This window comes from Enterococcus sp. LJL98 (genome assembly GCF_054871745.1).
In genome coordinates, this window is the sequence record NZ_JBTXLU010000007.1 from 1 (window position 1) to 24,122 (window position 24,122).

Annotated in this window: 23 protein-coding genes, 2 pseudogenes and 2 other annotated features; of the genes and pseudogenes, 19 read left to right on the top strand and 6 right to left on the bottom strand. The window is 39.4% G+C overall.

The genetic code is table 11. The annotated features are described in order from the left end of the window. Positions 1–164, bottom strand: a pseudogene (gene tnpA / locus ACYSNO_RS06790) (IS200/IS605-like element ISEfa4 family transposase); the annotation flags it as partial. Positions 165–334: 170 nt separating this feature from the next. Here tnpA and ACYSNO_RS06795 point away from each other — a divergent pair. The 4 genes from ACYSNO_RS06795 to ACYSNO_RS06810 all read left to right on the top strand — a co-directional run bounded on the left by ACYSNO_RS06795 (position 335) and on the right by ACYSNO_RS06810 (position 5,304). After that, entirely contained in the window at positions 335–595 is a 261-nt protein-coding gene (locus ACYSNO_RS06795) for a hypothetical protein (RefSeq protein WP_461730315.1), read from the top strand. A gap of 67 nt (positions 596–662) precedes the next feature. Then, positions 663–895, top strand: a binding site (T-box leader). Positions 896–1,028: 133 nt separating this feature from the next. Further along, positions 1,029–1,943, top strand: a complete 915-nt coding sequence (gene cysK / locus ACYSNO_RS06800) for a cysteine synthase A (protein WP_461730316.1) — start codon at positions 1,029–1,031, stop codon at positions 1,941–1,943. 9 nt (positions 1,944–1,952) lie between these two features. Beyond that, entirely contained in the window at positions 1,953–2,495 is a 543-nt protein-coding gene (gene epsC / locus ACYSNO_RS06805) for a serine O-acetyltransferase EpsC (protein WP_461730317.1), read from the top strand. A gap of 481 nt (positions 2,496–2,976) precedes the next feature. Continuing rightward, positions 2,977–5,304 (top strand): nitric-oxide reductase large subunit, encoded by a 2,328-nt coding sequence (locus ACYSNO_RS06810; RefSeq protein ID WP_461730318.1) that lies wholly within the window; start codon positions 2,977–2,979, stop codon positions 5,302–5,304. A gap of 90 nt (positions 5,305–5,394) precedes the next feature. Here ACYSNO_RS06810 and ACYSNO_RS06815 read toward each other — a convergent pair whose 3' ends face one another. Further along, complete coding sequence (locus ACYSNO_RS06815) at positions 5,395–6,549, bottom strand: MFS transporter (protein ID WP_461730319.1); 1,155 nt, start codon at positions 6,547–6,549, stop codon at positions 5,395–5,397. 497 nt (positions 6,550–7,046) lie between these two features. Here ACYSNO_RS06815 and ACYSNO_RS06820 point away from each other — a divergent pair, with 497 nt between their 5' ends. Beyond that, positions 7,047–7,181: a hypothetical protein gene (locus ACYSNO_RS06820; protein ID WP_461730320.1), complete on the top strand. Its 135-nt coding sequence runs from the start codon at positions 7,047–7,049 to the stop codon at positions 7,179–7,181. Positions 7,182–7,474: 293 nt separating this feature from the next. Next, on the top strand, positions 7,475–8,119 hold the full coding sequence (locus tag ACYSNO_RS06825; protein ID WP_461730321.1) for a FusB/FusC family EF-G-binding protein: 645 nt from the start codon (positions 7,475–7,477) through the stop codon (positions 8,117–8,119). A 68-nt stretch (positions 8,120–8,187) separates the two neighbouring features. Here ACYSNO_RS06825 and ACYSNO_RS06830 read toward each other — a convergent pair. The 3 genes and pseudogenes from ACYSNO_RS06830 to ACYSNO_RS06840 all read right to left on the bottom strand — a co-directional run bounded on the left by ACYSNO_RS06830 (position 8,188) and on the right by ACYSNO_RS06840 (position 9,865). Then, a pseudogene (locus tag ACYSNO_RS06830) lies at positions 8,188–8,940 on the bottom strand (alpha/beta fold hydrolase). Positions 8,941–8,996: 56 nt separating this feature from the next. Then, positions 8,997–9,431 (bottom strand): aminoglycoside 6'-N-acetyltransferase, encoded by a 435-nt coding sequence (aac(6'), locus tag ACYSNO_RS06835; RefSeq protein ID WP_461730322.1) that lies wholly within the window; start codon positions 9,429–9,431, stop codon positions 8,997–8,999. Beyond that, positions 9,428–9,865: an acyl-CoA thioesterase gene (locus ACYSNO_RS06840; RefSeq protein ID WP_461730323.1), complete on the bottom strand. Its 438-nt coding sequence runs from the start codon at positions 9,863–9,865 to the stop codon at positions 9,428–9,430. Before ACYSNO_RS06840 ends, aac(6') begins: the two co-directional genes overlap by 4 nt. 161 nt (positions 9,866–10,026) lie before the next feature. Here ACYSNO_RS06840 and ACYSNO_RS06845 point away from each other — a divergent pair, with 161 nt between their 5' ends. Further along, positions 10,027–10,491 carry a hypothetical protein gene (locus tag ACYSNO_RS06845; RefSeq protein WP_461730324.1) on the top strand — a complete coding sequence of 155 codons (465 nt, stop codon included), beginning with the start codon at positions 10,027–10,029 and terminating at the stop codon, positions 10,489–10,491. Positions 10,492–10,751: 260 nt separating this feature from the next. On the opposite strand, the gene ACYSNO_RS06850 is transcribed toward ACYSNO_RS06845, so the two are convergent. Further along, positions 10,752–11,240 (bottom strand): hypothetical protein, encoded by a 489-nt coding sequence (locus ACYSNO_RS06850; protein WP_461730325.1) that lies wholly within the window; start codon positions 11,238–11,240, stop codon positions 10,752–10,754. A 131-nt stretch (positions 11,241–11,371) separates the two neighbouring features. Between ACYSNO_RS06850 and ACYSNO_RS06855 the strand changes: the two genes are divergently transcribed. From ACYSNO_RS06855 to comGG, 12 genes are all read left to right on the top strand, one after another. Further along, complete coding sequence (locus tag ACYSNO_RS06855; protein ID WP_461730326.1) at positions 11,372–13,621, top strand: ATP-binding cassette domain-containing protein; 2,250 nt, start codon at positions 11,372–11,374, stop codon at positions 13,619–13,621. Between the two features lie 68 nt (positions 13,622–13,689). Beyond that, positions 13,690–13,911: a binding site (T-box leader), on the top strand. A gap of 44 nt (positions 13,912–13,955) precedes the next feature. After that, positions 13,956–15,254 (top strand): histidine--tRNA ligase, encoded by a 1,299-nt coding sequence (gene hisS, locus ACYSNO_RS06860; RefSeq protein WP_461730327.1) that lies wholly within the window; start codon positions 13,956–13,958, stop codon positions 15,252–15,254. Position 15,255: 1 nt separating this feature from the next. Further along, entirely contained in the window at positions 15,256–17,028 is a 1,773-nt protein-coding gene (gene aspS / locus ACYSNO_RS06865) for an aspartate--tRNA ligase (RefSeq protein ID WP_461730328.1), read from the top strand. Between the two features lie 128 nt (positions 17,029–17,156). Further along, entirely contained in the window at positions 17,157–18,032 is an 876-nt protein-coding gene (locus tag ACYSNO_RS06870) for a YitT family protein (protein ID WP_461730329.1), read from the top strand. Between the two features lie 139 nt (positions 18,033–18,171). Continuing rightward, a complete protein-coding gene (locus ACYSNO_RS06875) occupies positions 18,172–20,052 on the top strand; it encodes an acyltransferase family protein (protein WP_461730330.1) in 1,881 nt (626 codons plus the stop codon). 100 nt (positions 20,053–20,152) lie between these two features. After that, positions 20,153–21,082 carry a competence type IV pilus ATPase ComGA gene (gene comGA, locus ACYSNO_RS06880; protein WP_461730331.1) on the top strand — a complete coding sequence of 310 codons (930 nt, stop codon included), beginning with the start codon at positions 20,153–20,155 and terminating at the stop codon, positions 21,080–21,082. Continuing rightward, complete coding sequence (comGB, locus tag ACYSNO_RS06885) at positions 21,079–22,086, top strand: competence type IV pilus assembly protein ComGB (protein WP_461730332.1); 1,008 nt, start codon at positions 21,079–21,081, stop codon at positions 22,084–22,086. The genes comGA and comGB overlap by 4 nt, the downstream gene beginning before the upstream one ends. Next, the gene (gene comGC, locus ACYSNO_RS06890) at positions 22,083–22,358 is read left to right on the top strand and encodes a competence type IV pilus major pilin ComGC (protein ID WP_461730333.1); all 276 of its coding nucleotides are present in this window, start codon (positions 22,083–22,085) and stop codon (positions 22,356–22,358) included. Before comGB ends, comGC begins: the two co-directional genes overlap by 4 nt. After that, positions 22,312–22,794 (top strand): competence type IV pilus minor pilin ComGD, encoded by a 483-nt coding sequence (comGD, locus tag ACYSNO_RS06895; protein ID WP_461730334.1) that lies wholly within the window; start codon positions 22,312–22,314, stop codon positions 22,792–22,794. The genes comGC and comGD overlap by 47 nt, the downstream gene beginning before the upstream one ends. After that, a complete protein-coding gene (locus ACYSNO_RS06900; protein ID WP_461730335.1) occupies positions 22,769–23,092 on the top strand; it encodes a hypothetical protein in 324 nt (107 codons plus the stop codon). The genes comGD and ACYSNO_RS06900 overlap by 26 nt, the downstream gene beginning before the upstream one ends. After that, complete coding sequence (gene comGF, locus ACYSNO_RS06905; protein WP_461730336.1) at positions 23,040–23,519, top strand: competence type IV pilus minor pilin ComGF; 480 nt, start codon at positions 23,040–23,042, stop codon at positions 23,517–23,519. The genes ACYSNO_RS06900 and comGF overlap by 53 nt, the downstream gene beginning before the upstream one ends. Further along, positions 23,497–23,922, top strand: a complete 426-nt coding sequence (comGG, locus tag ACYSNO_RS06910) for a competence type IV pilus minor pilin ComGG (protein ID WP_461730337.1) — start codon at positions 23,497–23,499, stop codon at positions 23,920–23,922. The genes comGF and comGG overlap by 23 nt, the downstream gene beginning before the upstream one ends. The last annotated feature ends 200 nt before the right edge of the window (positions 23,923–24,122 follow it).

The following is a 24,122-nucleotide window of genomic DNA, read 5'->3' on the forward strand; positions in this document are numbered from 1 at the left end:
TTCCACTCAACTAACGTAATGTGATATGATTCTGAAATTCTTTCAAAAGTCGCTTTAGCATAGTCAGATATTTCATCATCAATTACTTGTCTACGATATTTCGTCACTAAAACAAGGTGGTAATAAAGAAGAAATACTGAATGATTATTTGTATCTAATTCCATGTTATATCAACTCATTTCTTATATAGACTGATTATAACATAGAACAAAATAAAAGGGCAATATGCCTCAATTGTCGGTTTTCGAGTTACTTATGGTAACCCTCATACCGAACGACATTCATCACCCACCTATAGAGGATGGGCGACTTCTGCCTGAATTAAGTTAAAAGAATGAATCAACCTTTTATTGAAGGTGAGGAAAGACGTTTAGCTACTGTTATTTATCGAGGGATTTTAGAAGGAAAACTCACTCAAAAAGAGGTGGCAGGTTGGATCAACCAAACAGATTTTCCTCTGGTAGAGAATAAAGATTTTTATCAGTTAGCGATGTTTGAAAATCTACTAGCAGGCATTTATTTTCATTTGAAAGGTAAAGTTATTCTTGCTTCAGAATTAGAAGAAGCACTATTTTCTTACCTGAAAGATTATTAATCAAAAATTCGAAACCCTTGACAAATCGATTTGATTCCAAGTATAATCACTTCAATCAAAAAAATCATATTTCACGTTGAATTGGTAAAGTATATTTTTCAATGTATCCAAGAGAAGACTTCACTGGTGGAAGAAGTCTATACAGAAAAAAATAGAAGTGCGCCAAGGAGTTTGTTGATCGAATCCAGTAGATGAACACGGGAGTTCCCGTTATTGAACTAGAGCATGGAAGTGCTTGAATTAGAGTTGGGAGAAATCTCAAACAGAGTGGAACCGCGAAATCGACCTTTTGCCTCTGTATATGTTTATTTACGTATGCAGTAGGTGAAAGGTTTTTTTGATTTTTTTTGAAAAGGTGAAGGAGGGCCCCCGAAACCTGTTGACTGTTACTGAAAGGTTGATACCTTGTTATCACAAAATGGAGGAAGATAAGATGCTCTATCATAATATTACAGAAACAATTGGTCGTACCCCTTTAGTTAAAATCAATCATACGGAAGAAGATGCAGCGGAGATTTACGTAAAATTAGAAAGCTTCAACCCGGGTGGAAGTGTCAAAGACCGTCCCGCACGCTATATGATTCAAGCAGCAGAAAAACAAGGACGCATCAAAAAAGGCGACACCTTGATTGAAGCGACCAGTGGAAATATGGGGATTGCTTTGTCCATGATTGGTGCGGCGTTAGGCTATCAAGTAGTCATTGTCATGCCAGAGACGATGAGTGTCGAGCGACGTCGAATTGTTACCGCTTATGGCGCACAACTTGTACTAACCGAGGGAAAACTTGGCATGGCCGGTGCAGTTGAAAAATCAGAAGCCTTAGCCAAAGAACATGGGTATTTTTTGGTGAAGCAATTTGCCAATGAAGCAAATTTGTGGTCACATGAAGAAACTACCGCTGTTGAAATTGTCGAAGATTTAGCTGGAGAAATCGATGCGTTTGTGGCTGGTGTTGGAACGGGTGGCACAATCAGTGGGATTGGAAAAGCCTTAAAAAAGCAAAATCCGGCTCTCTTAACCGTAGCCGTTCAACCAGAAAAATCACCTGTTTTGACTGGCGGACCGGCCAGTGGACATGGCATTCAAGGAATTGGCGCCAACTTTATTCCGGAAATTTATAATCAGGCAGTGGTAGATGAAATCATTGATATGGACGAAGAAACGGCTTACGCTGCTGCGAGAGAACTGGGTAAGCAAGAAGGAATTTTAGTCGGGATGTCGGCCGGTGGAAACTATGCGGCGGCCAAGGTGATTGCAAAAAGATTAGGTAAAGGAAAAAAAGTAGTGACCGTCTTACCTGACACGGGAGAACGGTATTTATCAACCGTCTTATTTGCAGAAGAATAGGAGGAACCAATGTTTAAGACGATCCTAGCAGATGGACGAAATACTTTAAAGAAAGACCCTGCGACGAAAACATTGTTCGAAGCGATCTTCTTTTCACCAGGTGTAAAGGTGATGATTTATCATCGTATCGCTCATCATTTTTATCAAAGAGGTAATTTCTTATTGGCGCGTTTCTTTTCTCATCGTGGTCGAAAACGAACCGGGATCGAAATCCATCCAGGAGCAACGATTGAGGCAGGATTCTTTGTGGATCATGGGATGGGGGTTGTGATTGGCGAAACGGCAGTTGTGAGGGAAAATGTGACGATTTTCCATGGCGTTACCTTAGGAGGGATAGGTGGAGTTGAAAAGAAAAAACGCCATCCAACAATTGAAGCAGGCGTACTGATTGGAGCCGGTGCAAAAATCTTAGGTGACGTGACAATTGGCGAAGGTGCGAGAATTGGTGCGAATGCGGTTGTATTAAAGGATGTACCACCTTATCATACAGCAGTCGGTGTGCCAGCGAATGTTGTGAGAACGTCATCGGACGCTTATTTATATGTAATTTAAAAAAGAAAACAGGACAAAAGTTATTTTGCTCGGAGAAACGAGAGAGGGATTCGAATAATTGTTTGTTTCAATTGCTCAAATATCGTGAAGCTTTCGAAAGAGTGGTTAGTTGTTTCCCATTGGGCAGTCAAATATTCATAAACGACGAAGAAGGTTGTGACCGCGGTTGCAGCTTTCTTTTTTTGACGAAAAAAGAAATATTCCCTATTTTTTATTTCACAATCTTTTTTTCGGAACCCTTTGAATGATTGTGAGTAGTTGCTTTTCTCTTCTTTTTCGATTTGTGAATACGAAGAAAGTGTGAATTTTATATAATTTTTTATATAATTTCGCTTGAAAAAGCCATTTGGAAGGCGCATAATGAGAATAGTTCTCAATAAGAAAAGGTTGACAAAGTGAAAACGATTGGAATTATTCTTGATGAATGCTATTAAACTTTGTGAATTTTTGATTAATTGGAACGATAGAGGAGGAAAAGAAAATGAAGAAACATCCTTATCGGAAATTAAGGAATATTTTACTTGTGACCTTAGTGACCGTTTTTTCAATATTAATTGCCGGTGGGTTTTTGATTTTTAAGAATGAAGCGCCAAGACCGACACAAATCGTGAATGAGCAAGGTGAAACGCTTGTCTCAAAAGAGGAGTTGATTAGTGGACAAGCGGTTTTTGAGCGTTACGGCTTAGCTGATTATGGTACCTATTTAGGAAATGGTTCTTATTTAGGCCCCGATTACACGGCAGAAGCTCTGCATTACTATTTAGAAGGAATGCATCGTTATTACGCACAAGAGCTGTATCAAAAAGATTGGGAACAACTGTCAACACTGGAACAAGAAGGGATTATTGGTGCAACCCGTAAAGAAATTAAAGTCAATCGCTATGAGGAGCAAAGCGATGAATTAGTGCTAACAACGGCTCAAGCAGCTGGGTTGGAATACTTGCGTTTATTTAATCATCAAACATTCGTCAATAATCCTACGCAAGCAGGATTACCAGAAAATATGATTAACCAAAAAGAAACAGTGGATTACATGGTCCAAGGGAATAAGATTGACCATTTAACTTATTTCTTTTTCTGGGGGGCATGGTTAGCCTCCACCAACCGACCTGAAAGAAACTTTACCTATACGAATAACTGGCCATATGATCTAGATGCAGGAAACGTCATGCCTTCTGAAGCGATGGTCTGGACCGCTGTTTCTGTCGCTCTACTTTGTGCGGGCGTCGCTGTCGCAATTTGGGTGCAACGTCGTTACCATCTCGACATGGATTTTATCTACTCAAAAGATAAGTTACCGATTATTGATCCAGATAAACCCATCTCTTCGAGTCAACGAAAAGTAGCGAAGTATTTTGTTGTGATTATGTTGCTCTTTCTCGTTCAAATTTTGTTAGGGGAATTGATGGCACATTACTACGTGGAAAATGAATTTTTCGGTATTCCTTTACAAAAGATTTGGCCGTTTAATTTAGCGAAGACTTGGCACCTGCAATTGGTTGTCTTTTGGATTGCAACGACTTGGTTAGCAACTGGAATCTATATTGTTCCTCGGGTACTCGGTCGTGAGCCGAAACGACAAGGGCTACTCGTTGATATTTTATTTAGTGCCTTGCTAGTTGTCGTTGCGGGAAGTATGTTAGGTGAATGGTTTGGTATCTTAGGTTGGATTAAAGAGAAGTGGTGGCTCATCGGGCATTTTGGTTGGGAATATTTAGAAATGGGAAAAGCTTGGCAAGCAATCTTCATCGTAGGAATGATGCTTTGGATTGTCATCTTAATGCGTGGTTTCCTCCCTGCGATTCGAAGAAAAAATCAAGCGGGAGTCAACCCACACCGTTCGCACTTAACCTTACTTTTACTGCTCGGTGCGATTGCTATCCCTGCCTTTTATTTGGCATCGCTCTTTATTTTACCTGATTCACATGTGACCTTTGCTGATTACTGGCGCTGGTGGATTGTTCATTTATGGGTAGAAGGAATTTTTGAAGCATTCGCAGTGATTTTAATTGGTTGGTTACTCGTTGATATGAAGTTGACAACCGTTGAATCCACGATTCGCGCCTTGTATTTCCAATTGACCTTACTTTTAGGTGCAGGAGTCATTGGGATGGGACATCATTACTTTTGGCAGGGAGACCATAGCATTTGGTTAGCACTAGGCGCTTGCTTTTCTGCATTAGAGATTATCCCCTTGACCCTGTTAATTTGGGAAGCTTGGTCACATTATAAAGTTTATAAGGATGCTCAAATTGAATTTCCTTATAAAGGGACATTTATCTTTTTAGCAGCAACGGGTGTTTGGAATATGCTCGGTGCTGGAGCACTTGGTTTCTTAATCAATGCACCTGCTATCAATTATTTCGAACACGGAACACAGTGGACTTCGGCTCATGCTCATGCGGCAATGGCCGGTGTTTATGGAATGTTTTCGATTGCAATCTTGCTTTACACCTTCCGCAACATTAGTAAAAAAGAATTCTGGACAGAAAAGGTTGAAAAATACATTCGTCTTTCTGCTTGGTTACTGAATATTGGTTTGGCTGGGATGACCTTTATCACGCTCATGCCTGTCGGTCACTTGCAATTAAAAGATGCCGTTGAATTTGGTTATTGGCACGCTCGTCAAACAAGTTTTTATCAACAGCCGCTCGTTGCCTTACTTCTATGGTTGCGAATTATTCCCGATTTAATTTTTACTGCGGGAGTCGTTATTTTGTTAGTAATCGTTGTCCGTGGTTTCTTCCAATTGAAACCAGCTGATAACGAAGGAATGGCTTTGTATCGCAAGCAATGGGACAAACAATAAGGTCATCGGTTTGCTTGCTTTTTATGAAGGAACTCGTTCAAAAAAATTGCCTCTCGCATGCACGAAAAAAGCATGTGAGAGGCAATTTTTTTATTTTTTACGTTTACTTAAAAATAAGGCAAGTAATCCAGTGCCAAATAAAATAAAGGCTGAAACATAATAAGGATAAAAATGATTGATATCAAATAAAGAGCCGGCCGCGAGTGGACCTAAAATGTTACCAAAACTAGTGAAGGTTGAGTTTAAGCCGTTAATCATACCTTGTTGACTCCCGCCATTTTTTGAAAGATAAGTAGTCACCGCTGGGCGGAACAAATCGAAGGAAAGGAAAACAACAAAGGTCGCCAAAATGACAACGAGGTGACTTGTTGTAAAAGCAATTAAAGCAATAAAGATCGCACTGATAAAGAAAGTTAATTGAATCAAACGCATTTCTCCTATATGAGAAACAATCCAATCGAATAAGAAAATTTGTGCGAGCAAAGCCAGCGTTCCACTAACGGTGATGACTAGGGCGATTTCATTCATAGTAAAACCAAAGTTTATCGACGTCATGATGGAATAAATCGATTCAAAAGCTTGTAGGCCAAAAGAAGAAACTAAAATAATAACAAATAAAGAAGTAAAGATTGGATTTTTAAGAACATCTAAGACGGAAGATGTTGGTAAATCCGTTTGAGAAATTGCTTGTTTTTCTGGTTCTTTTAAAACAAACATCGAGAGAAAGAAACCAAGTAAGGCAAGAGCGGAAGCGACGAAAAAGGGTGCACGTGTTCCAAAGTGAGCGATAAAACCACCTACACCAGGTCCAATAATAAAGCCGCCACTAATTGCAGCAGAAACAAGTCCCATCGCCTTTGGTCTGCGATCAATCGTGGTCATATCTGCAACAAAAGCCGTCACAGAAGGCATTACAAAAGCTGCGGCGATTCCGCCAAGCGCACGAGAAAAGTAAAAGCCGTTCGTCGTTTGGGCGAGCCCAAAGAGTAATTCAGATAACGAGAAAATAAACATCCCGATGACAATCAGCTGCTTGCGTCCAAATTTATCTGAAAGCATCCCAGCAATGGGGGAAACAATTAGTTGCGCAAAAGCGAAAATCGAAATCATTAAGCCCATCGTGGTTCCAGAAAAACCCATCTCTTCCTTTAATTGTGGTAATACAGGAACAACTAGACCGACACCCAAAAAAACCAGCAATAAGTTGCTGATGGCTAAGTACATCATGCGATTATTATTTTTCATATTATTCTCCTAAATCATGGGTTATTTTTCATTATGCTAAAAACACAATAAGCGTATTCTATTATAAAAAAACAGAATTCGCATCCCTTTTGTCTCTTTTTTTGATTAGAAATTTCTAATCAAGATTAGGTGGAAAATGCAGTTGCTGTGTTACACGAAAGCGACAAGATGTCTTTTGATTTCGTCGATTTTTCAATCACACAAAAGAGTGAGGAAAGAGGAGAGATTAGAATGGAATCCGTACAACAATTCAGTTACTTGAAGCGAGAAAAATATGATTTCTAAATAAAAGATAGGAGGATTTTAGCGATGAAGCATGGTCTTTAGTGAGTGATGTTTACGATGAAATACCCACGGCATGTGATTATCCTAAGTATTCAAGGGGACTCCTGAAAATGGAATCAAACATGTCCATCGTGTCATTAATCGAAAAACACAAGGACAGTTTCATCTAGATTCGACTTGTTATTTAAAAACTTTCTTAAAGAAGGAAAAGTATGAGAGCCAAAAAAAAGAAGATTGAAAAAGAAGTAGCAAACGTATTTAAGCGTCAAAAGATATTAGAGAAAAAATCGATGAGCATGGGGAGTGATAGAGGGATTATGAAGCCGCATTCATTGCTCGAACTTTAAATCGAGATGGATGAATTGTCGTTGAAAACACAATGCAACTGGAAAAGTAAAACTTATTCGTGTGAATGATCAACGGCTCTTTTTACTAGCTTATTCATTTGCTTAACACTTTATTATTTGACCGACTCTCTTTTTTTCCCTATAATTTTTTCAGGTGGTGATCCGATGGTGCAAAGACAAATGCACGGCATCCTAGACCATTTGCAAGAGTCGGTATTGAAATAAAATAGAAAAACTTTCAATTGTTTCAATCCTACATAAATTGAGAAGTGAATTACTAGGAGGAAAAAGCAGTGGAACAATTTTTACAACCTTATGACTACTATTTTTTAAAAGAACAAGCATCGATCTTAGCACAAACCCATCGTAGCGTAAGTGATAAATCAACGATTCAAGCCGTCCAAGTCCAAGTTTTTGAAAAAGTGAAGGCGCGTTTTTCTACTTTAGATACAGCTGAAAAAGACCTTGTGATGGAGATTGAGTGTATGACAGAGGACCAACGAGTGTTTACCAAATATTTAGAAAGTCTTCGCAAAAGGATTCTGCCTTTCAAACAACCAACGGATACAGGTGTGAAGAAGGCTTTTCCCAAAACGAAGAAATTACAGATACCTGATTGGGAAAATCTTGACTTAACGAAGTATTCTTTTTACGGTTGGAATGACCCAGGGCAACAGAGTAAATTTCTTTTATATTATGCCAATCATAAGTTACAAGGAATTCAAGGGCATTTAAGTACTGAAATTCAAAAAGGCATTTGCACGATTTGTCACGGGACGAGTGGGGTCTCCTTGTTTACGGTCAAAGGCAAAGTCAATAAAGAGGGCCAGTATAAAACAAAAGGGAATTATATTTGTTACAACAGCGAGGAATGCAATCAACAAATGCAAACCTTTGAACACTTCATGGATTTTGTTACCTTGGTAAAGCCAAAGTAAGGGCTGATAAAAAAATAAAAAATGGGGCTTGCTCAATAACATTTCGTTATTCGAGTAAAGCCCCATTTTTAAAATTGTTCAGTGGTCATTAAATGTTTGGTGAAAAATGCAGTGACTAAATCCATCGTCTCTCCTTTAACAAGATGTCGTTCCTGTTCAGAAACAAACTGAATGTTTTCTTTTGGAAAGGCATCGACAAAGTCTTTGACATGTTCATAAGGAATCTTTTCATCTTCCGTGCCATGCCAAAGAAGGAAAGGACGTTCTCCTAATTTTTCGATTTGTGATTGCAAATCATAATATTCAATCCAACTCACAAGGGTTTCGTAATCAGTTGGTAAGAAAAAACCGGCAGCCTTGGCATGATATTGGATATGATCGCGATATTTTATCATCGCTGGCGAACCCATAATACAAGCCGCAGCGGTAATCTCAGGATGCTTCGTTAATAATCCTGCAGTGGTCATTCCACCCATGGAAACCCCGCCAACACCAATTTGTCCGTTAGTTACGCCGAGATTTTAAAAAAAATCGACAATGTAAGCAAATTCAAAGAGGTTGCTTTGGATACTACTCCAAAAAGTCAGTGAAGGAATCGGTGAGCGTTCTGTTTTTCTTTCTCCATGATTGGCTGCATCAGGTAAAACCACGCGAAAACCTTTTTGAGCGAGTTTGCGTCCTTGGGTTAAGACCAGTTCTTTAGCTGTTTGCCAACCATGATAGTAAATAATTAACGGCATGGGTTCATAAATTTTTGTATCATCGACTACTTCTAGTACAGGAATATTTCCTATTTTTCGTTTTCTAATGGTTAATTTCATCCGTATCCCTCCAAGGTTAGTATAACCAATGATTGACTTTGGGTGAAGGAAGTTGTTTAGAGTTTTTTTGTAAAACAAATAATGCGATTGGCTTCAATGAATCCTGTGGCTAGATGAAAGTGGAGACTCGCTGTATTTTCGAGTTCACAGTCGCTGGCAAATTCCTGGCATCCTTGTTCCTTTGCCCAAGCTTGGCAATTTCCCAATAACTGCGTAGCGATGCCTTGTTTACGGTATGCTTCTTTGACATAAATGCCTTCTAAATAACCAACCGGAGAAGATTTTGTTCCTTCAACATACTCATAACGCAACTGACATTGGGCAAAGGCGACCGCTTGCTCTTCTTCAAAACGGAGGAAAAAGGCGATGTCTTTTTTGAGGAGCATTTCAGAGAATTCTGTTTGAAAGGCTTCAATCGATTGGCTTGGCCACAATTCATGCGCGAGAATGGCTAGGTGAAGGGCGTCCTCTTTTTCTGCTCGTCGAATCATTTTTTTTCTCCTTGTTGTTCAAAAGTCTTACTGAAAATTTGATGAATCTCAGGGTGACTTCTTCTAAGTTGGAGGAGTCGATTGCTTGCTTTATCTAAGAAGCAATGTTTACTTGTTCCTGTTGTGAGTCGATTGCCGGTTGTTTGATTGAAAATTTGATAGGAGAACTCGAGACGCGTCCCCGTGTATTTATCAATCGTTACATCAATACGTACTTGATCGTGGTAGTGAATCATTTCCTTGTAATCACAAGTGACAGCTAAGACGGGGATAATGATTCCTGCTTCTTCAATTTTATAATAAGGGATATCTAAAAATGCTAACCAATCCACACGGGCTTCTTCAAACCAACGAATGTAGTTTGAGTGATGAATAATCCCCATTTGGTCGGTTTCATAATAGTGAGGTTGGCGTAAATAACCAGTATAAGTCATAAAGAAACTCCTTTATTGTTTTCTATTAGTGTACGTTTTTGTGGGAAAAGAGGCAAGAGGGAGCTTCGTTCTTTTCCCTTTTCCACTTTTACTCATGCAAAATCAATGTCTTTGTTATAAAATAGAAGTAAGAAGAAAGAGTAATGAAGGGAGTGGTCATGATGTATAAATCAGAAAATTTACTTGATCTCATGAAGGGGAAGTTAACCATGAATTATCTGTATACCAATGCCTATCTAAAGCGAGAAAAGAAAACCTATCCCCTTGGTTTTGCGCTATTAAATGTGATAATCGCGATCCTTGCAGCAAATCTTCCCATCTTTTTAGTCCCCGAGTCCTTTGATGTCCACATGGGTACTTTTGGCGGGATGGATTTGACAGGGAATCAAAATGTGTGGATTTTATGGGCGGTGTTAGGTGGTTTATTGGTCGTTCACATTTGGGCCTATTTCTTCCAATATCAACATAAAATATTCTGGCGAGGACGTATTAATTTACCGACGATTATCGGAATACTATGGTTGTTTTTCTTTCAAGAAAGCCTTCGTTATTGGGTGAGTGGACTGTGTGTCTTAACAAGCCTTCTGTATCTATTTTTCTATTTTAGTTGGAAACCAAGAAAATAAAAAACAAAAATCGACTCTGAATTTTTTCGAATTCCGAGTCGATTTTTTTATTGCAATTTCACTTGGATGATGCCCAGTTCGATTCCTTTAAGGACGTATCCAATTTTTCATTAATTAATAGTATAGTAAAAAAGTAACCCGTTTTTAAAGAGTTGTTTGTATGAATTAGTCATAAGATGGTACTTGATACTAATAGCAAGAAAAGGCCTCTTTCCACATTTACTTATTTCTTCGTAAAAAAAGAGAGGGAGGTCCTCTCTTTACTGGATGATTTTATAACTTAAGGTTTTGACACCTTTAATATTTAAAGGATTCGGTACAGGATTGACTTCTCCTTGAGGGTCAATCTGGAAAAGATTGATGTGATGTGTACCAAGGGTGAAGAAATCAGGGAAATCCTCAGGTTCGTAAGTTTCTTGAATAATGACTAGAGAATCATTACTTTCTTTTGCTGGAGAGGTGTTCACAGGAAATTGACTGTCATTTTGATCAAAATAACTTTTAAAGACAAGTTCTGGTTGATTTGTGGTCATGCTGACTTGGATGTTTTCTAAAGAATCTAAAGGAATGCTTGTCTCTTGACCAATGATTACCGCCTCTCCATCAATTGTGGCAGTGACAGTAGCGTCGAGAGAACCTCGATCTTTTAACTGAAAGATATCTGTTTCTGAATTAGGCTTGGAGCAACTCGTCATGAAAAATAGTAGAAACAAGAGGGTTAATGGAAAAAATCGTTTAAACAGATTCATAGTGATTCATCCTTTCTTAAATCTTTCTTCCTTAGAGTAACTATACCACAGGATTTGAAAATTCATGCTATAATAGAAAGCTGTCAAAAAACAAGTGCTTAGAGAAACTCTAAGAAGAAAGTGAGGATGGAATGAATTTCGAAAAGATTACAATTAAAGGAATGAAGCAAAATAATTTAAAGGACATTTATTTAGAGATTCCGAAGAATAAGATTACGGTATTTACAGGAGTTTCTGGTTCAGGAAAGAGTTCGATTGTCTTTGATACGATTGCTAGTGAAGCGGGCCGTCAACTCAATCAAACCTATTCTAGTTTTATTCAAACCTTTTTGCCGAAATATGTGAAATCAGACTTTCTTTCAATTGAAAATTTAAGCCCAGCCATTATTGTGGACCAAAAACAAATTGGTGGGAATTCACGTTCGACATTAGGAACGATGACCGATATCATGTCCTTTTTACGTCCTGTTTTTTCTAAAATCGGTCACCCTCAAACCGGTCCAGCCCATACTTTTTCATTTAATGATCCAGCAGGGATGTGTCCGGCGTGTGATGGTATCGGACGGAAAATCGTTCCAATCATGGATAAGATGATTGACTGGAACTTATCTTTAAATGAAGGGGCACTTTTATTTCCATCTTTTGCGAAAGATGGTTGGTATTGGCAAATTTATGAAGCAAGTGGCTTTTTTGAGATGGATAAAAAACTGTGCGACTTTAGCGAAGAAGAGCGCCATCAATTGCTTTATGGCGAACGTCAAAAAATGAAAGTCCATGTCATGGGCACCAAGGAATCAAACATAGACTATGAAGGGGTAATTCCTAAGTTTAATCGTTTGTATGTCACGCGAGATTTGAGTCAACATTCGAAAAAGACCCAAGAATTGGTAAAAGAATACACCCATTTTTCCAAGTGTGATGTTTGTGAGGGCAAACGATTTAATGAGGCCAAGCTTTCTACAAAAATTAATGATTACAATATCTTTGATGTCGGCGAGTTGGAACTAGGTGATTTAAAAACCTTTTTACTTGAAATCAATCAGCCTTCAGTCCAACCCTTAATTGATGAAGCAGTGAAGCGCATTGACCATTTAATTGGGATGAGTTTAGATTACTTGTCTCTCAATCGTGAGACGTCGACCCTTTCTGGTGGGGAGTCTCAACGGGTGAAAATGATGAAACACCTCTCGAGTGCTTTGAGTGGGTTGCTCTACATTTTTGATGAGCCGAGTGTCGGTTTGCATCCACGAGATGTGGCGAACTTAAATCAGATGTTGCGTCATTTACGGGATATTGGCAATACGATTTTAGTGGTGGAACATGATCGCGATGTGATTTTAGAGGCGGATCACATTATTGATGTGGGACCTGGAGCCGGACGATATGGTGGGAGAATCACCTACGAAGGGGACGTAGCGAATCTGTTATTATCCGAGACTTCAACAGGCGAGCATCTTAACGCCTTGCCACCATTAAAAGAAATCGTGCGAGAGCCTAAGGGGTTCTTTGAATTGAAAAATTGTACCACAAATAATTTGAAAAACATTGATGTCTCCATTCCTCAAGGGGTGCTTTCGGTGATTAGTGGCGTGGCAGGCTCTGGGAAAAGTTCATTGATTTTCACTGAATTTTTGAACAAATATCCGGAAGTGGTTTTAGTCGACCAAAAAGCTTTACATGCGACGCGTCGTTCGAACATGTTAACTTATACAGGTGTTTTTGATCGGGTGCGGATGATTTTCGCCAAAGAAAATCAAGTGGAAAAATCATTGTTTAGTTTTAATTCCAAAGGCGGTTGTCCAAATTGTAAGGGGCAAGGGGTCGTTACCTTGGATTTAGCTTATCTTGAAGGGGTAGAGCTGGTGTGTCCCGAGTGTGATGGCAATCGTTATTTGTCGGAAGTGTTAGAGATGCGTTACTTAGGAAAGAATATTAACGATATTTTAGAACTGTCTGTAGAAGAAGGGATTGAATTCTTTACGGATAAGACGATTTTAAAAACCTTAAATGCCTTAAAAGAAGTCGGTCTATCTTATTTAAGCTTAGGACAACCCTTAGATACCCTTTCTGGAGGAGAATGTCAACGAGTGAAGCTAGCCAGCGAACTCCATAAGACCGGGCAAGTTTATGTCTTAGATGAGCCAACGACAGGACTGCACATGTCGGATATTGAAACCTTTATGAAAATTATTGATGCTTTAGTGGATAATGGTAGCACGGTGATTTTAATCGAGCATAACATTGAAGTCATGCGTCAAGCTGATTGGATTGTGGATCTGGGACCAGAAGCTGGACACAAAGGTGGAGAAATTGTCTATTCGGGAGAACCAAAAGGATTAGCCGGGACAGATTCAATCACTGTTAAGTATTTACTTCGCTAATTCAGGTCCTTGTCAAACTCTTCCTTGACTTTCATGGAATTTTCTTGTAATGTATAGCTACTATTAGACAAAAATCTGTGAAGGATCGAGTACATAAGCTGATTCACTTTTTAGAGAGAACGACCGTGGCTGAAAGTCGTTTAAGGGAAAGTTATCGAAAGACAGTCTGGAGATGAGAGGAAGCAAAACCTCTACGTGTGCGAGCGTTAATCGTTTGAGGAAAGTTTGGTGTGATTGTCGACCAACTTTCAAATTTAGGTGGTACCACGTGAAATGTTCGCGTCCTTGTGTAAACAAGGGCGCTTTTTTGTTTTTTATTGAAGGAGGAAAAAGAATGAGTTACCAACGACCAAAAGGGACCAATGATATTTTACCAGGTGAAGTTGAGAAGTGGCAGTTTGTAGAAGAAACGGCTCGCTTGTTATTCAGTGATTACCAGTACCAAGAAATTCGTACCCCAATGTTTGAACACATTGAAGTGATCACCCGTAGTGTAGGCGATACGACGGATATTGTGACGAAAGAAATGTATGACTTCTATGATAAAGGGGAGCGTCATATTACTTTGCGACCAGAAGGCACTGCGCCGGTTGTCCGATCTTTTGTCGAAAATAAATTGTTTGGTCCCGAATATGCCAAGCCTTATAAAGTGTATTATACTGGCCCGATGTTTCGTTATGAGCGTCCGCAAAAAGGTCGTTTAAGACAATTCCACCAAATTGGTGTGGAAGCTTTTGGATCTGAAAACCCAGCAACGGATGTCGAAACAATGATGATGGCCATGGATTTCTTTGAACAACTAGGCATGAAGCAATTTCATTTAGTGATCAATTCATTAGGGGACTTAGAAACACGTCAAAATTACCGTCAAGCCTTAATCGATTACTTAACTCCGCACAAAGAGGAACTCAGTGAAGATTCCCAACGTCGTTTAAATGAAAATCCCTTACGTGTTCTTGATAGTAAAGATAAACGTGATAAGCAGTTTGTCGCAGGGGCGCCATCGATTTTAGATTATTTGAGTGAACCTGCGAAAAAACATTTTGATGAAGTGATTGCGATGCTCGATGCATTAGACGTGCCTTACGTGATCGATAGCAATATGGTACGTGGTTTAGATTATTACACCCACACGATTTTTGAAATTATGAGTGATGCCAAAGGCCTAGGGGCACAAAACACCTTATGTGCAGGAGGTCGTTATAACCAATTAGTCGCAGAATTGGGTGGACCAGAGACACCAGGATTCGGTTTTGCTTTAGGAATGGAACGTGTCCTCTTAGTTTTAGAAGCAGAAGCGATTGAAGTACCTGTGGGTCAACCGCTCGATGCGTATGTGGTGAATTTAGGGGAAACAGTCAATATCGAAGCACTAAAAATTGTACAAAGTATCCGTCATGCTGGATTTTCAGCAGATCGTGATGTCTTAAATCGTAAAGCCAAAGGGCAGTTCAAAACAGCTGACCGCTTAAATGCCAAACTCGTCTTAACGATTGGCGAAAGTGAATTAGAAGCGGGCGTCATCAACGTCAAGGCGATGGCGACTCGTAAAGAAATTCAAGTACCATTAACAGACATCTATCAGAACTTTCCAGCAATTTATGATGAATTAATGAAAGAAGAGGAAAAATAATATGGCGAAAAGAACAGTATATAATGGTCTCGTTTCGAAAGAGTATTTAAACCAAGATGTGACACTTAAAGGTTGGGTCCAAAAACGTCGAGATTTAGGTGGCGTGATTTTTATTGATTTACGTGACCGAGAAGGGATCGTCCAAGTCGTTTTCAATCCAGAGTTATCAAAAGAAGCTTGGGAAATTGCCGACACTTGTCGTAGTGAGTATGTGATTGAAATTCACGGAAAAGTCATTAATCGTGATCCAGAAGCTGTGAATCCAAAAATGAAAACCGGTGAATTTGAAGTGATGGCTGATCACATTACGATTTTAAGCAAAGCAAAAACCCCAGCTTTCCCGATTGAAGATGAAGCAAATGTTGGGGATGAAGCACGCATGAAATACCGTTATTTAGACTTACGTCGTCCGAAAATGACGCAAAATATTATGATGCGGACAAAAACCACGCGTGCCATTCGTGAATATTTAGATAGTCAAGATTACTTAGACATTGAAACGCCTTATTTAGCAAAATCAACCCCGGAAGGAGCACGTGACTACTTAGTGCCTTCTCGTGTCCATCCAGGTCATTTTTATGCATTGCCGCAATCACCGCAAATCTTTAAACAGTTGCTAATGAATGCTGGTTTTGATCGCTACTATCAAATCGTTCGTTGTTTCCGCGATGAAGATTTACGTGGTGACCGTCAACCAGAATTTACACAAGTAGATATTGAATCAACGTTCTTAACGGCAGAAGAAATCCAAACGATGACAGAAGAAATGTTAGTGAAAGTCATGAAAGACGTGAAAGGGATAGATGTTGTTGCGCCTTTCCCACGTATTTCTTGGCAAGATGCGATGAATCGTTATGGAAGCGACAAGCCAGATACCCGTTTTGAATTCGAATTAATTGATTTATCAGAAACAGTCAAAGACCTTGATTTTAAAGTTTTCCAAATGGCATTATCGAATGGTGGGGTGGTCAAAGCCTTGAACGCAAAAGGTGCAGCTGACAAATATTCCCGTAAAGATATGGACAATTTAGGAACTTATGTTAGCCAATATGGTGCCAAAGGGTTGGCTTGGTTAAAAGTGGAAGAAGATGGCTTAAAAGGGCCAATTGCGAAGTTCTTAGTTGATGCAACAGATGAAATCATCGCAGCGACAAATGCAGAAGTTGGCGATTTACTCATGTTTGGTGCAGATAGCTTTGAAGTTGTTTCAGCAGCACTAGGTGCCTTACGTTCACGTTTAGGAAAAGAACTAGAGCTAATCGACGAGAGTAAATTTAATTTCCTATGGGTAGTTGATTGGCCACAATTTGAATATGATGCGGAGGCTAATCGTTACGTCTCTGCGCACCATCCATTCACATTGCCGCAAGACGAAGACGTGGCTTTACTTGCGACGGATCCAAGTAAAGTTCATGCTCAAGCTTATGACATTGTCTTAAATGGTTATGAATTAGGCGGTGGTTCACTACGTATCCACACGCGTGAATTGCAAGAGCAAATGTTTGAAACGTTAGGTTTTTCTCATCGCGAAATGCAAAACCAATTTGGTTTCTTATTAGAAGCACTCGATTTTGGCTTCCCACCCCATGGCGGTATTGCATTAGGCTTAGATCGCTTAGTGATGTTACTGGCAGGTGAAGACAATATTCGTGAAGTGATTGCTTTTCCTAAAAACGGGCGTGCAGTTGACCCAATGTCCGCTGCGCCAAGTACAGTAGCGCCTTTACAATTATTTGAATTAGGAATTGATGTGACCGCACCAATCGAAGAATAAAAAAGAAAAAACAATTGGTAAAATGAGAGATTGATTTCTTTTACCAATTGTTTATTTCTTTTTGTAAAATTGTGCGTATAATGGAGACGAAGAAAGAATTTAAATCATAAAGCGAGGCTTCTAAATCAATGGAGAAGTTATTTAATAAGTTTCCCTACCCAAAATATGCCACCAAATTATCAACTTCAATCGTCTATGCAATCATGGCTTCAGCAGCCGTCAATTTCTTTTATGAACCAGGTAACATTTATTCCAGTGGGGTGACGGGGATTGCGCAGATCATCGGCACGCTTTCTCAGAATTTATTCGGGATGAAATTATCGATTTCCATTTCTTTGTTATTATTGAATGTGCCTTTATTTATTTTGGGTTGGTTTAAAATTAGCCCGAAGTTTACGATTTTTACAGGAATTACGGTTGTATTGACGTCTTTTTTTATGCAAATCATTCCCTCACAAACCTTATCAACCGATCCAATTATTAATGCGATTTTTGGTGGTGTCGTAATGGGAGCAGGTGGAGGTTACGCTTTAAAAAATGGCCTCTCATCTGGGGGATTGGATTTTATCACCATTGCGATTCGTAAAAAGACGGGCAAAACAATTGGTTCCCTTTCGATTTTCTTCAATTCCTTGATTTTGCTAGCAGCAGGCCTATTGTTTGGTTGGCAATATGCGTTTTATAGCGCCTTAGCGATTTTTGTGAGTGGCAAAGTGATGGACGCAGTGTTTACCAAGCAAAAGAAAATGCAAGTGATTATCGTGACGTCGCATGCCGATGCGGTCATTCATGGCATTCATAGCAGCTTACGACGTGGGATCACGATTATAAACGATGCGGAAGGGGCCTTTCGTTATGACCGACAAAAAGTCTTGATCACGATCGTGACGCGTTACGAGCTACCTATATTAAAACAAATTATGAAAGAAACAGATCCTCGTGCCTTTGTCAGTATTGCTGACAACGTTCAAATTTTAGGGCGGTTTTACGAGGAAGACCTTTAGAAGAAACGCCTTTTTAGCCTGTGGTCAGACAGAAAAAAAGGCGCTTTTTAATTTTTTGTCAAAAAAAAATAAGAGAGATGAATTTTTCTCTTTTTTGTGGCATGATTAAGCAAATGAATGAAGAATAAGAGGAATGATAATGGAGAATCATAGAAAAAATCAACGACGATATATTCATGGCTTTGATGGTTTGCGTAGTTTAGCGGTCATTGGTGTCATTTTTTACCATCTTATGCCAAGCAGCATGCGTGGTGGTTATTTAGGTGTTCCTGTCTTTTTTGTCCTATCGGGCTATCTGATTACCGACTTGTTACGCCAAGAGTGGCAGCGTGAGGGGAAAATCCATCTCAAATCCTTCTATTTGCGACGAATCAAGCGTCTTTATCCAGCTTTAGTGGCCTTGTTGATTGTCTCAAGTGCTTATATTACCTTGTTTCAGCGGAACTTATTAAATAATTTACGTGGAATTGTTTCGAGCAGTCTCCTTTACGTCAATAACTGGTGGCAAATTCAACACGGTTTTTCTTATTTTGATCGTTTTGGTAATGAATCCCCCTTTACGCATCTGTGGTCGTTGGCAGTGGAAGGACAAAACTACTTGATTTGGCCCCTCCTCTTTCTATTATTAATGAAGTTGGTAAAAAACAAAGCCCGTCGACTGCAAATACTTTTAGGAGCAACACTCTTATCCGCAGTTTTAATGGCAGTTTTGTTTCAACCTGGGGGCGATCCGACACGAGTTTACTATGGCACTGACACTCGTTTGTTCTCAATTTGGCTAGGTAGTTTGCTGGCATTTGTCTGGCCAAGCACGCAATTAAGTAGTCACATTCCTGTTCAGGCACGAAGAATCCTTAATCTCTCTGGTGGTGTCGCCTTGTTGTTACTCGCTCTGGCCTTCTTTTTCTTAGACGGTCGTTACACTTTCGTCTATTACGGTGGGATGTATGTCATTAGCCTTGTCATCCTAGTTCTTGTCGCGGTTATCGCTCATCCTGGTTCGAGTTGGAGTAAGTGGTTGACAAATCCCGTCTTCGATTATTTAGGAAAACGTAGTTATAGCCTGTATTTGTACCAATTTCCCGTGATGATCTTCTATGAAGCAAAAGTAAAAAATATTGCAGAAAATCTTTGGCTTCATACCTTGATTGAAATGGTACTCATTGTCCTTCTTAGTGAATGTTCGTACCGTTTTGTTGAGACTCCTGGACGTCAATGGACCTTAAAGGGACTCTTGATTCAAGGAAAAGATTGGTTTCGTGTACCAAAAGGCAATCGCCAAATCATCAAACGGGTGAGTGTACTATTCGTCATACTGGTCAGTCTGGTAGGCTTCACCATTGCTCCTAAAAATACCTTAACCAAAGAACAAGAAAGTTTTCAAAAAGCAGTGTTAGAAAATCAAAAAATTGCCGAAGAGACACAAAAGAACACCTTTGTTCCTTCCGAGAATGAAACGCAAAATTCAGAAGTGGCGGCGGAACAATCCGCGGCGATGGAAGAAATCATGACCCGTTACACCTTGACGAAAGAACAGGTAGAAATGGCACAAACGATGGAACTTACCGCTTTTGGTGATTCTGTTATGCTAGGTGCAGCACAAGATTTACAGACGCTCTTTCCGAATGTTGTGATTGATGCAGTGATTGGTCGGCAGTTGTATGATTGCGTGGACGACTTAAAACAACTAAAAGCAGACGGTTTATTAAAAGAACAAGTGCTAATTGGTTTGGGGTCAAATGGTCCGGCGAGTGAAGCGCAATTTGATCAAATGATGCACGTCTTGGGAGACCGACAAGTCTACTTAGTCAATACGCGTGTCCCGACTCAACGTTGGCAAAATGAAGTGAATCAATTACTAGCGAAGATGGCTGAGAAATACGACAAGGTCACGCTTGTTGATTGGTACAGTCAAACGGAAGGACAAGCAGCTTGGTTCCGAGAAGATCAAGTTCATCCAAACGAACAAGGGTTAATCGAATATACGTCTTTGGTGGGGCAGCAATTGTTAACAAAATAAAGCGCGAAAGCATCCAGTTAAAAAGCTGGGTGCTTTTTTTGATTTGAAAAAAAGAAGCTCTGGTCTTTGCGTAAATTTACTAATGAAAGGAGAAGAGAAGATGGTTTTGATTGAGACAATTTCAGATGAATTGATTCGTTATGGCGTAAAACAACGAATGCAAGATTTGTATATTTATTTTTTAAATGAACAGGTCGCCATTTATTATCGAAAAGATCATGAAATGATTCCGTTTGAAAAAGATTATAGTGTGGAAACGGCTCAAAAATTAATTGCTCGTTTCAAATATTTGGGCGAAATGGATGTTGGCGAAAAACGCAAAGCGCAACTAGGAGCAATTACTTATCCATTGAAAGAAGGAGAACAGCGCCTTCGACTCTCAACGGTCGGTGATTATCGGGGCAAAGAGAGTTTAGTGGTTCGTTTTTTACATCAACTGGACCAAATCGAGTTAGGCTATTTTTATCCAGAAGATGTGGAAACGATCAAACAAGTCATTTTTCAAAAGGCAGGATTGTATCTGTTTAGCGGCCCCACAGGCTCTGGCAAGACGACATTGATGTATCATTTAGCGCAACAAATCAAAGGTCAAGTCATTACAATCGAAGACCCGGTTGAAATTGAAGCTCCGAATTTTTTACAATTGCAAACCAATGAAAAAATACATCAAACGTATGATCAATTAATTAAACTCTCTTTGCGCCACCGTCCGGATGTCTTGATTATTGGTGAAATACGCGATGCGCTGACAGCCAAGGCCGCTATTCGTGCAGCACTAACCGGTCACAAAGTGTTTGCGACGATTCATGGAAAAGGGGTCAAAGAAACGACCAGCCGTTTGATCGATTTAGTTGGAGAACAAACTGAATTGCCACATTGTTTGATGGGGGTCATTTATCAACAACTTTTCTTAACGAACGAAAAGGAAACCAAAGCGTTACTCGCCTATGAATTTTTTACGGGCGACAAACGAATAAAAACCTGGGATGAGCGATATCAATCACTCCAACAGTCTGGTGTGCTTTTATGAAAAAAGAAAGAAAAGAACGGATAGCCTTTTTAGAAATGTTTGTCTTGTTGCTAGAAAATGGGTTTAGTCTGCAAGAAAGTCTCCAAGTGATGGAGCGAAGTCGCTCATTCTCAGAAAGATTGCTCACGGTCTTAACGCATTCCTTCACACAAGGACAGTCCTTAGGAGAAGGGTTTTGTCAAATGGGTTTTCGTCCATCAGAAGTATTGCAAGTTCAATTAGCTGAGACACACGGAAATGTGACGGAAACGTTAAGCAACTTGTTACAGCACTTAAAATTACTGGATAAACAGCGAACAGAACTACAGAAAATCATGACGTATCCAATGATTTTGCTCCTTTTTTCTTTCAGCACCTTATTAAGCATGCGCTACTTATTGCTGCCACAATTACTCGCTTCGCAAATGGTCAATCCGGATCATTGGGGGATCTGGTTTATGACCTATAGTCCTTTTTTGTTCGGAGGGAGTTTGCTGGTTTTTAGTCTGAGTGGGTTTTGTCTCCGTCATTTATTTCGTCGGAAGTCACCGTTAGAACAAGCCATTCTACTTAGTCGATTGCCTGTAGTTGGGTCTTTTTACCGCCTGTATCAGACGAGTTATTTTTCGTTAGAGTGGGGCAAGCTATTTAAGGAAGGGTTAGAAAGTAAGCAAGTGATTCAAACCCTCATTGCCTTGCCGGAAAATTCATTAATGATTACAGTATCAAAAAAATTGAATCAAGGTCTAGCAGAAGGGCTTTCGCTAACAAATCAATTGGCAGACTATCCGTTTTTATTGCCAGAATTTTCTTTGATTGTCTTTCAAGGAGAATTAAAAGGCAAGTTAGGAGAGGAATTGCTGATTTACAGTCAATTGGTCTTAAAACAATTTGTCACAAAGGTTGAACAAGGCATCAAGTGGATTCAACCACTTGTATTCATTGGAATTGCGTTAGCGATTATCGCGATTTATGTTGCCATGTTTATCCCATTATATGGAAATTTAGGAGGGGATTTTGTATGAAAAAAACAAGATATGCGGGCTTTACTTTGGTAGAGATGATGGTTGTCATTTTAATTATTAGTGTTTTACTTTTACTATTTATTCCGAATTTATCGAGTCAACGAGAAAACGTGACTCGACAAGGCAATGAAGCCTTGGTTCAATCGATTCGAACGCAAATTGAATTGGCCGAATTTGAAAAAGAACGAACGTTGACAGATGCTGAAATTAAGGAGCTTTTAAAAAATGACCAAAAGAAAATTGACTTATACTTTCAAAGCGTGGACAAGTAGTCCTTGGACGGGATTCACTTTGCTGGAAACGCTCATTGTTTTTTTCGTTGTGAGTTTGTTTGTTGGTTTACCAGCACATGCTTTGCCGCGTTTACATGCACAACTCCAAGTACATCAATTTTTGAACCAGTTTGAAAAGTACACGTTACTTACACAACAAGTCGCGATCTTGTCAAATGAGTTTACAGGCATTTCGCGACTAGGCGAAGGAGATCGACAGTTGCTTTTTTCACTCGAATACGGTGAGAAAATAGTTCTGTCTTTGCCTGAGGCGTTACGAGTGAGCGCCTTTGCTACGAAACATTTTACGAAAAGTACAGGAGGGGTGGATCGTTTGGAAGCCATCCGTTTTACTTGGGAGGAAGAAAAAAAGGCAATCGTTTATACTTTTTTATTAGGGAAAGGACACTATGAGAAAGAAATCAAAGCCATTTAATCAAGGATTTATCCTATTGGAAACCATTCTGGCCTTTTATCTCATTCACTTTGCGGTTTTCTTTTTTTACAGTGGCAGTTTAAACTTTTTAAAGCAAAGCGAAGCGCAGCAAGAGGAACTGCAAATGTATCGCGTGCTCTATGAAGAAATCGCCAGCGCTCGCAAGCAAGGGAAAAGCAAAGAAAGTCAATGGCTTCAGCGAGGAAAGAACTTTTACGTTGAATACCAATTGGAGGAACAAGCCTATGCTCAAATCACAAGGAATGGACAGACGATTTCCATTCAGCAGTTCCAGTAAATATGGTGGGTTCACGCTCATTGAGTGTCTCGTTTCACTCAGTGTTTTGAGCCTCATCTTTTTGCTACTTTCAGGTGTCTTTCATCAAAGTCAAGTCATGAATCAAAGAATCCAAGGTCGGCAAGAATTGGAATGGCATGTTTTTCTAATCCAATTAGAAAATCAATTTCAATTAGGGACATTGAAGAGTGTCAAAAAAGGCGAATTGCTTTTTGAACGCAAGGAGGAATACAAGGGAGAAGAAGTAACGTTTTCCATCAAATGGAGCAAGTCGACGGCTTCTGTCTATTTAAGTGATAATGGTGGGATGGAGCGACTCTTGACGCAAGTTCGTCAGCTGAACTTTCAACAAGCAGGAGCAGATGTTTTTTTTACAGTGACGTTCATAGATGGGGAGGAAAAAATTGGAAAATGGACGATTCCATAACTTTCGCGGCAGTATTTTTTTATTGGCAATCGTGACGATCAGTCTACTGAGTGTATTGTTCTTATCGCTGACTGAAAATGTTCGTGTGACGGGGTATTTTGTGAGTCGTAGCCGGCATTACTATCACATGGGAATAATGAAGGAAATGTTTTTGAGTTCCTATTTGAAGCTACCTGAAAATGAGCGAGCAAAGGAAGGCGAAGTTCTTTTTAATACAGGGAAAATTCGTTATACATATCGTGAACCAACGCTCGCCATAATCGCGGAGACCTCTCGTTATAAACGCGTGTATGAGGAAAAAATACTACTTGAAAAATCAGAAGATACGGAAGATTCGACCTTAGAAAGTAAACAGTTATTAGAAGAAAATGATACAGAAAAAGTAGGAGGGTCGAGAAAATAAAAATGGTTAGAAATTCCGAAGTTTACATAGAAAATCACAAAAATAGACAAGTAAAAGAGGTCGTTTCACTTTTAACGACTCTCTTTTTTTGTTTTTCTCGTGAGAAAATGATAAATTGAAAAGGATAGACGTCAGTAGTTGATTATTTACCTAAAATCAGCTAAAATTAAACAGGAATAAAAGTTGTTATAGTGATTATT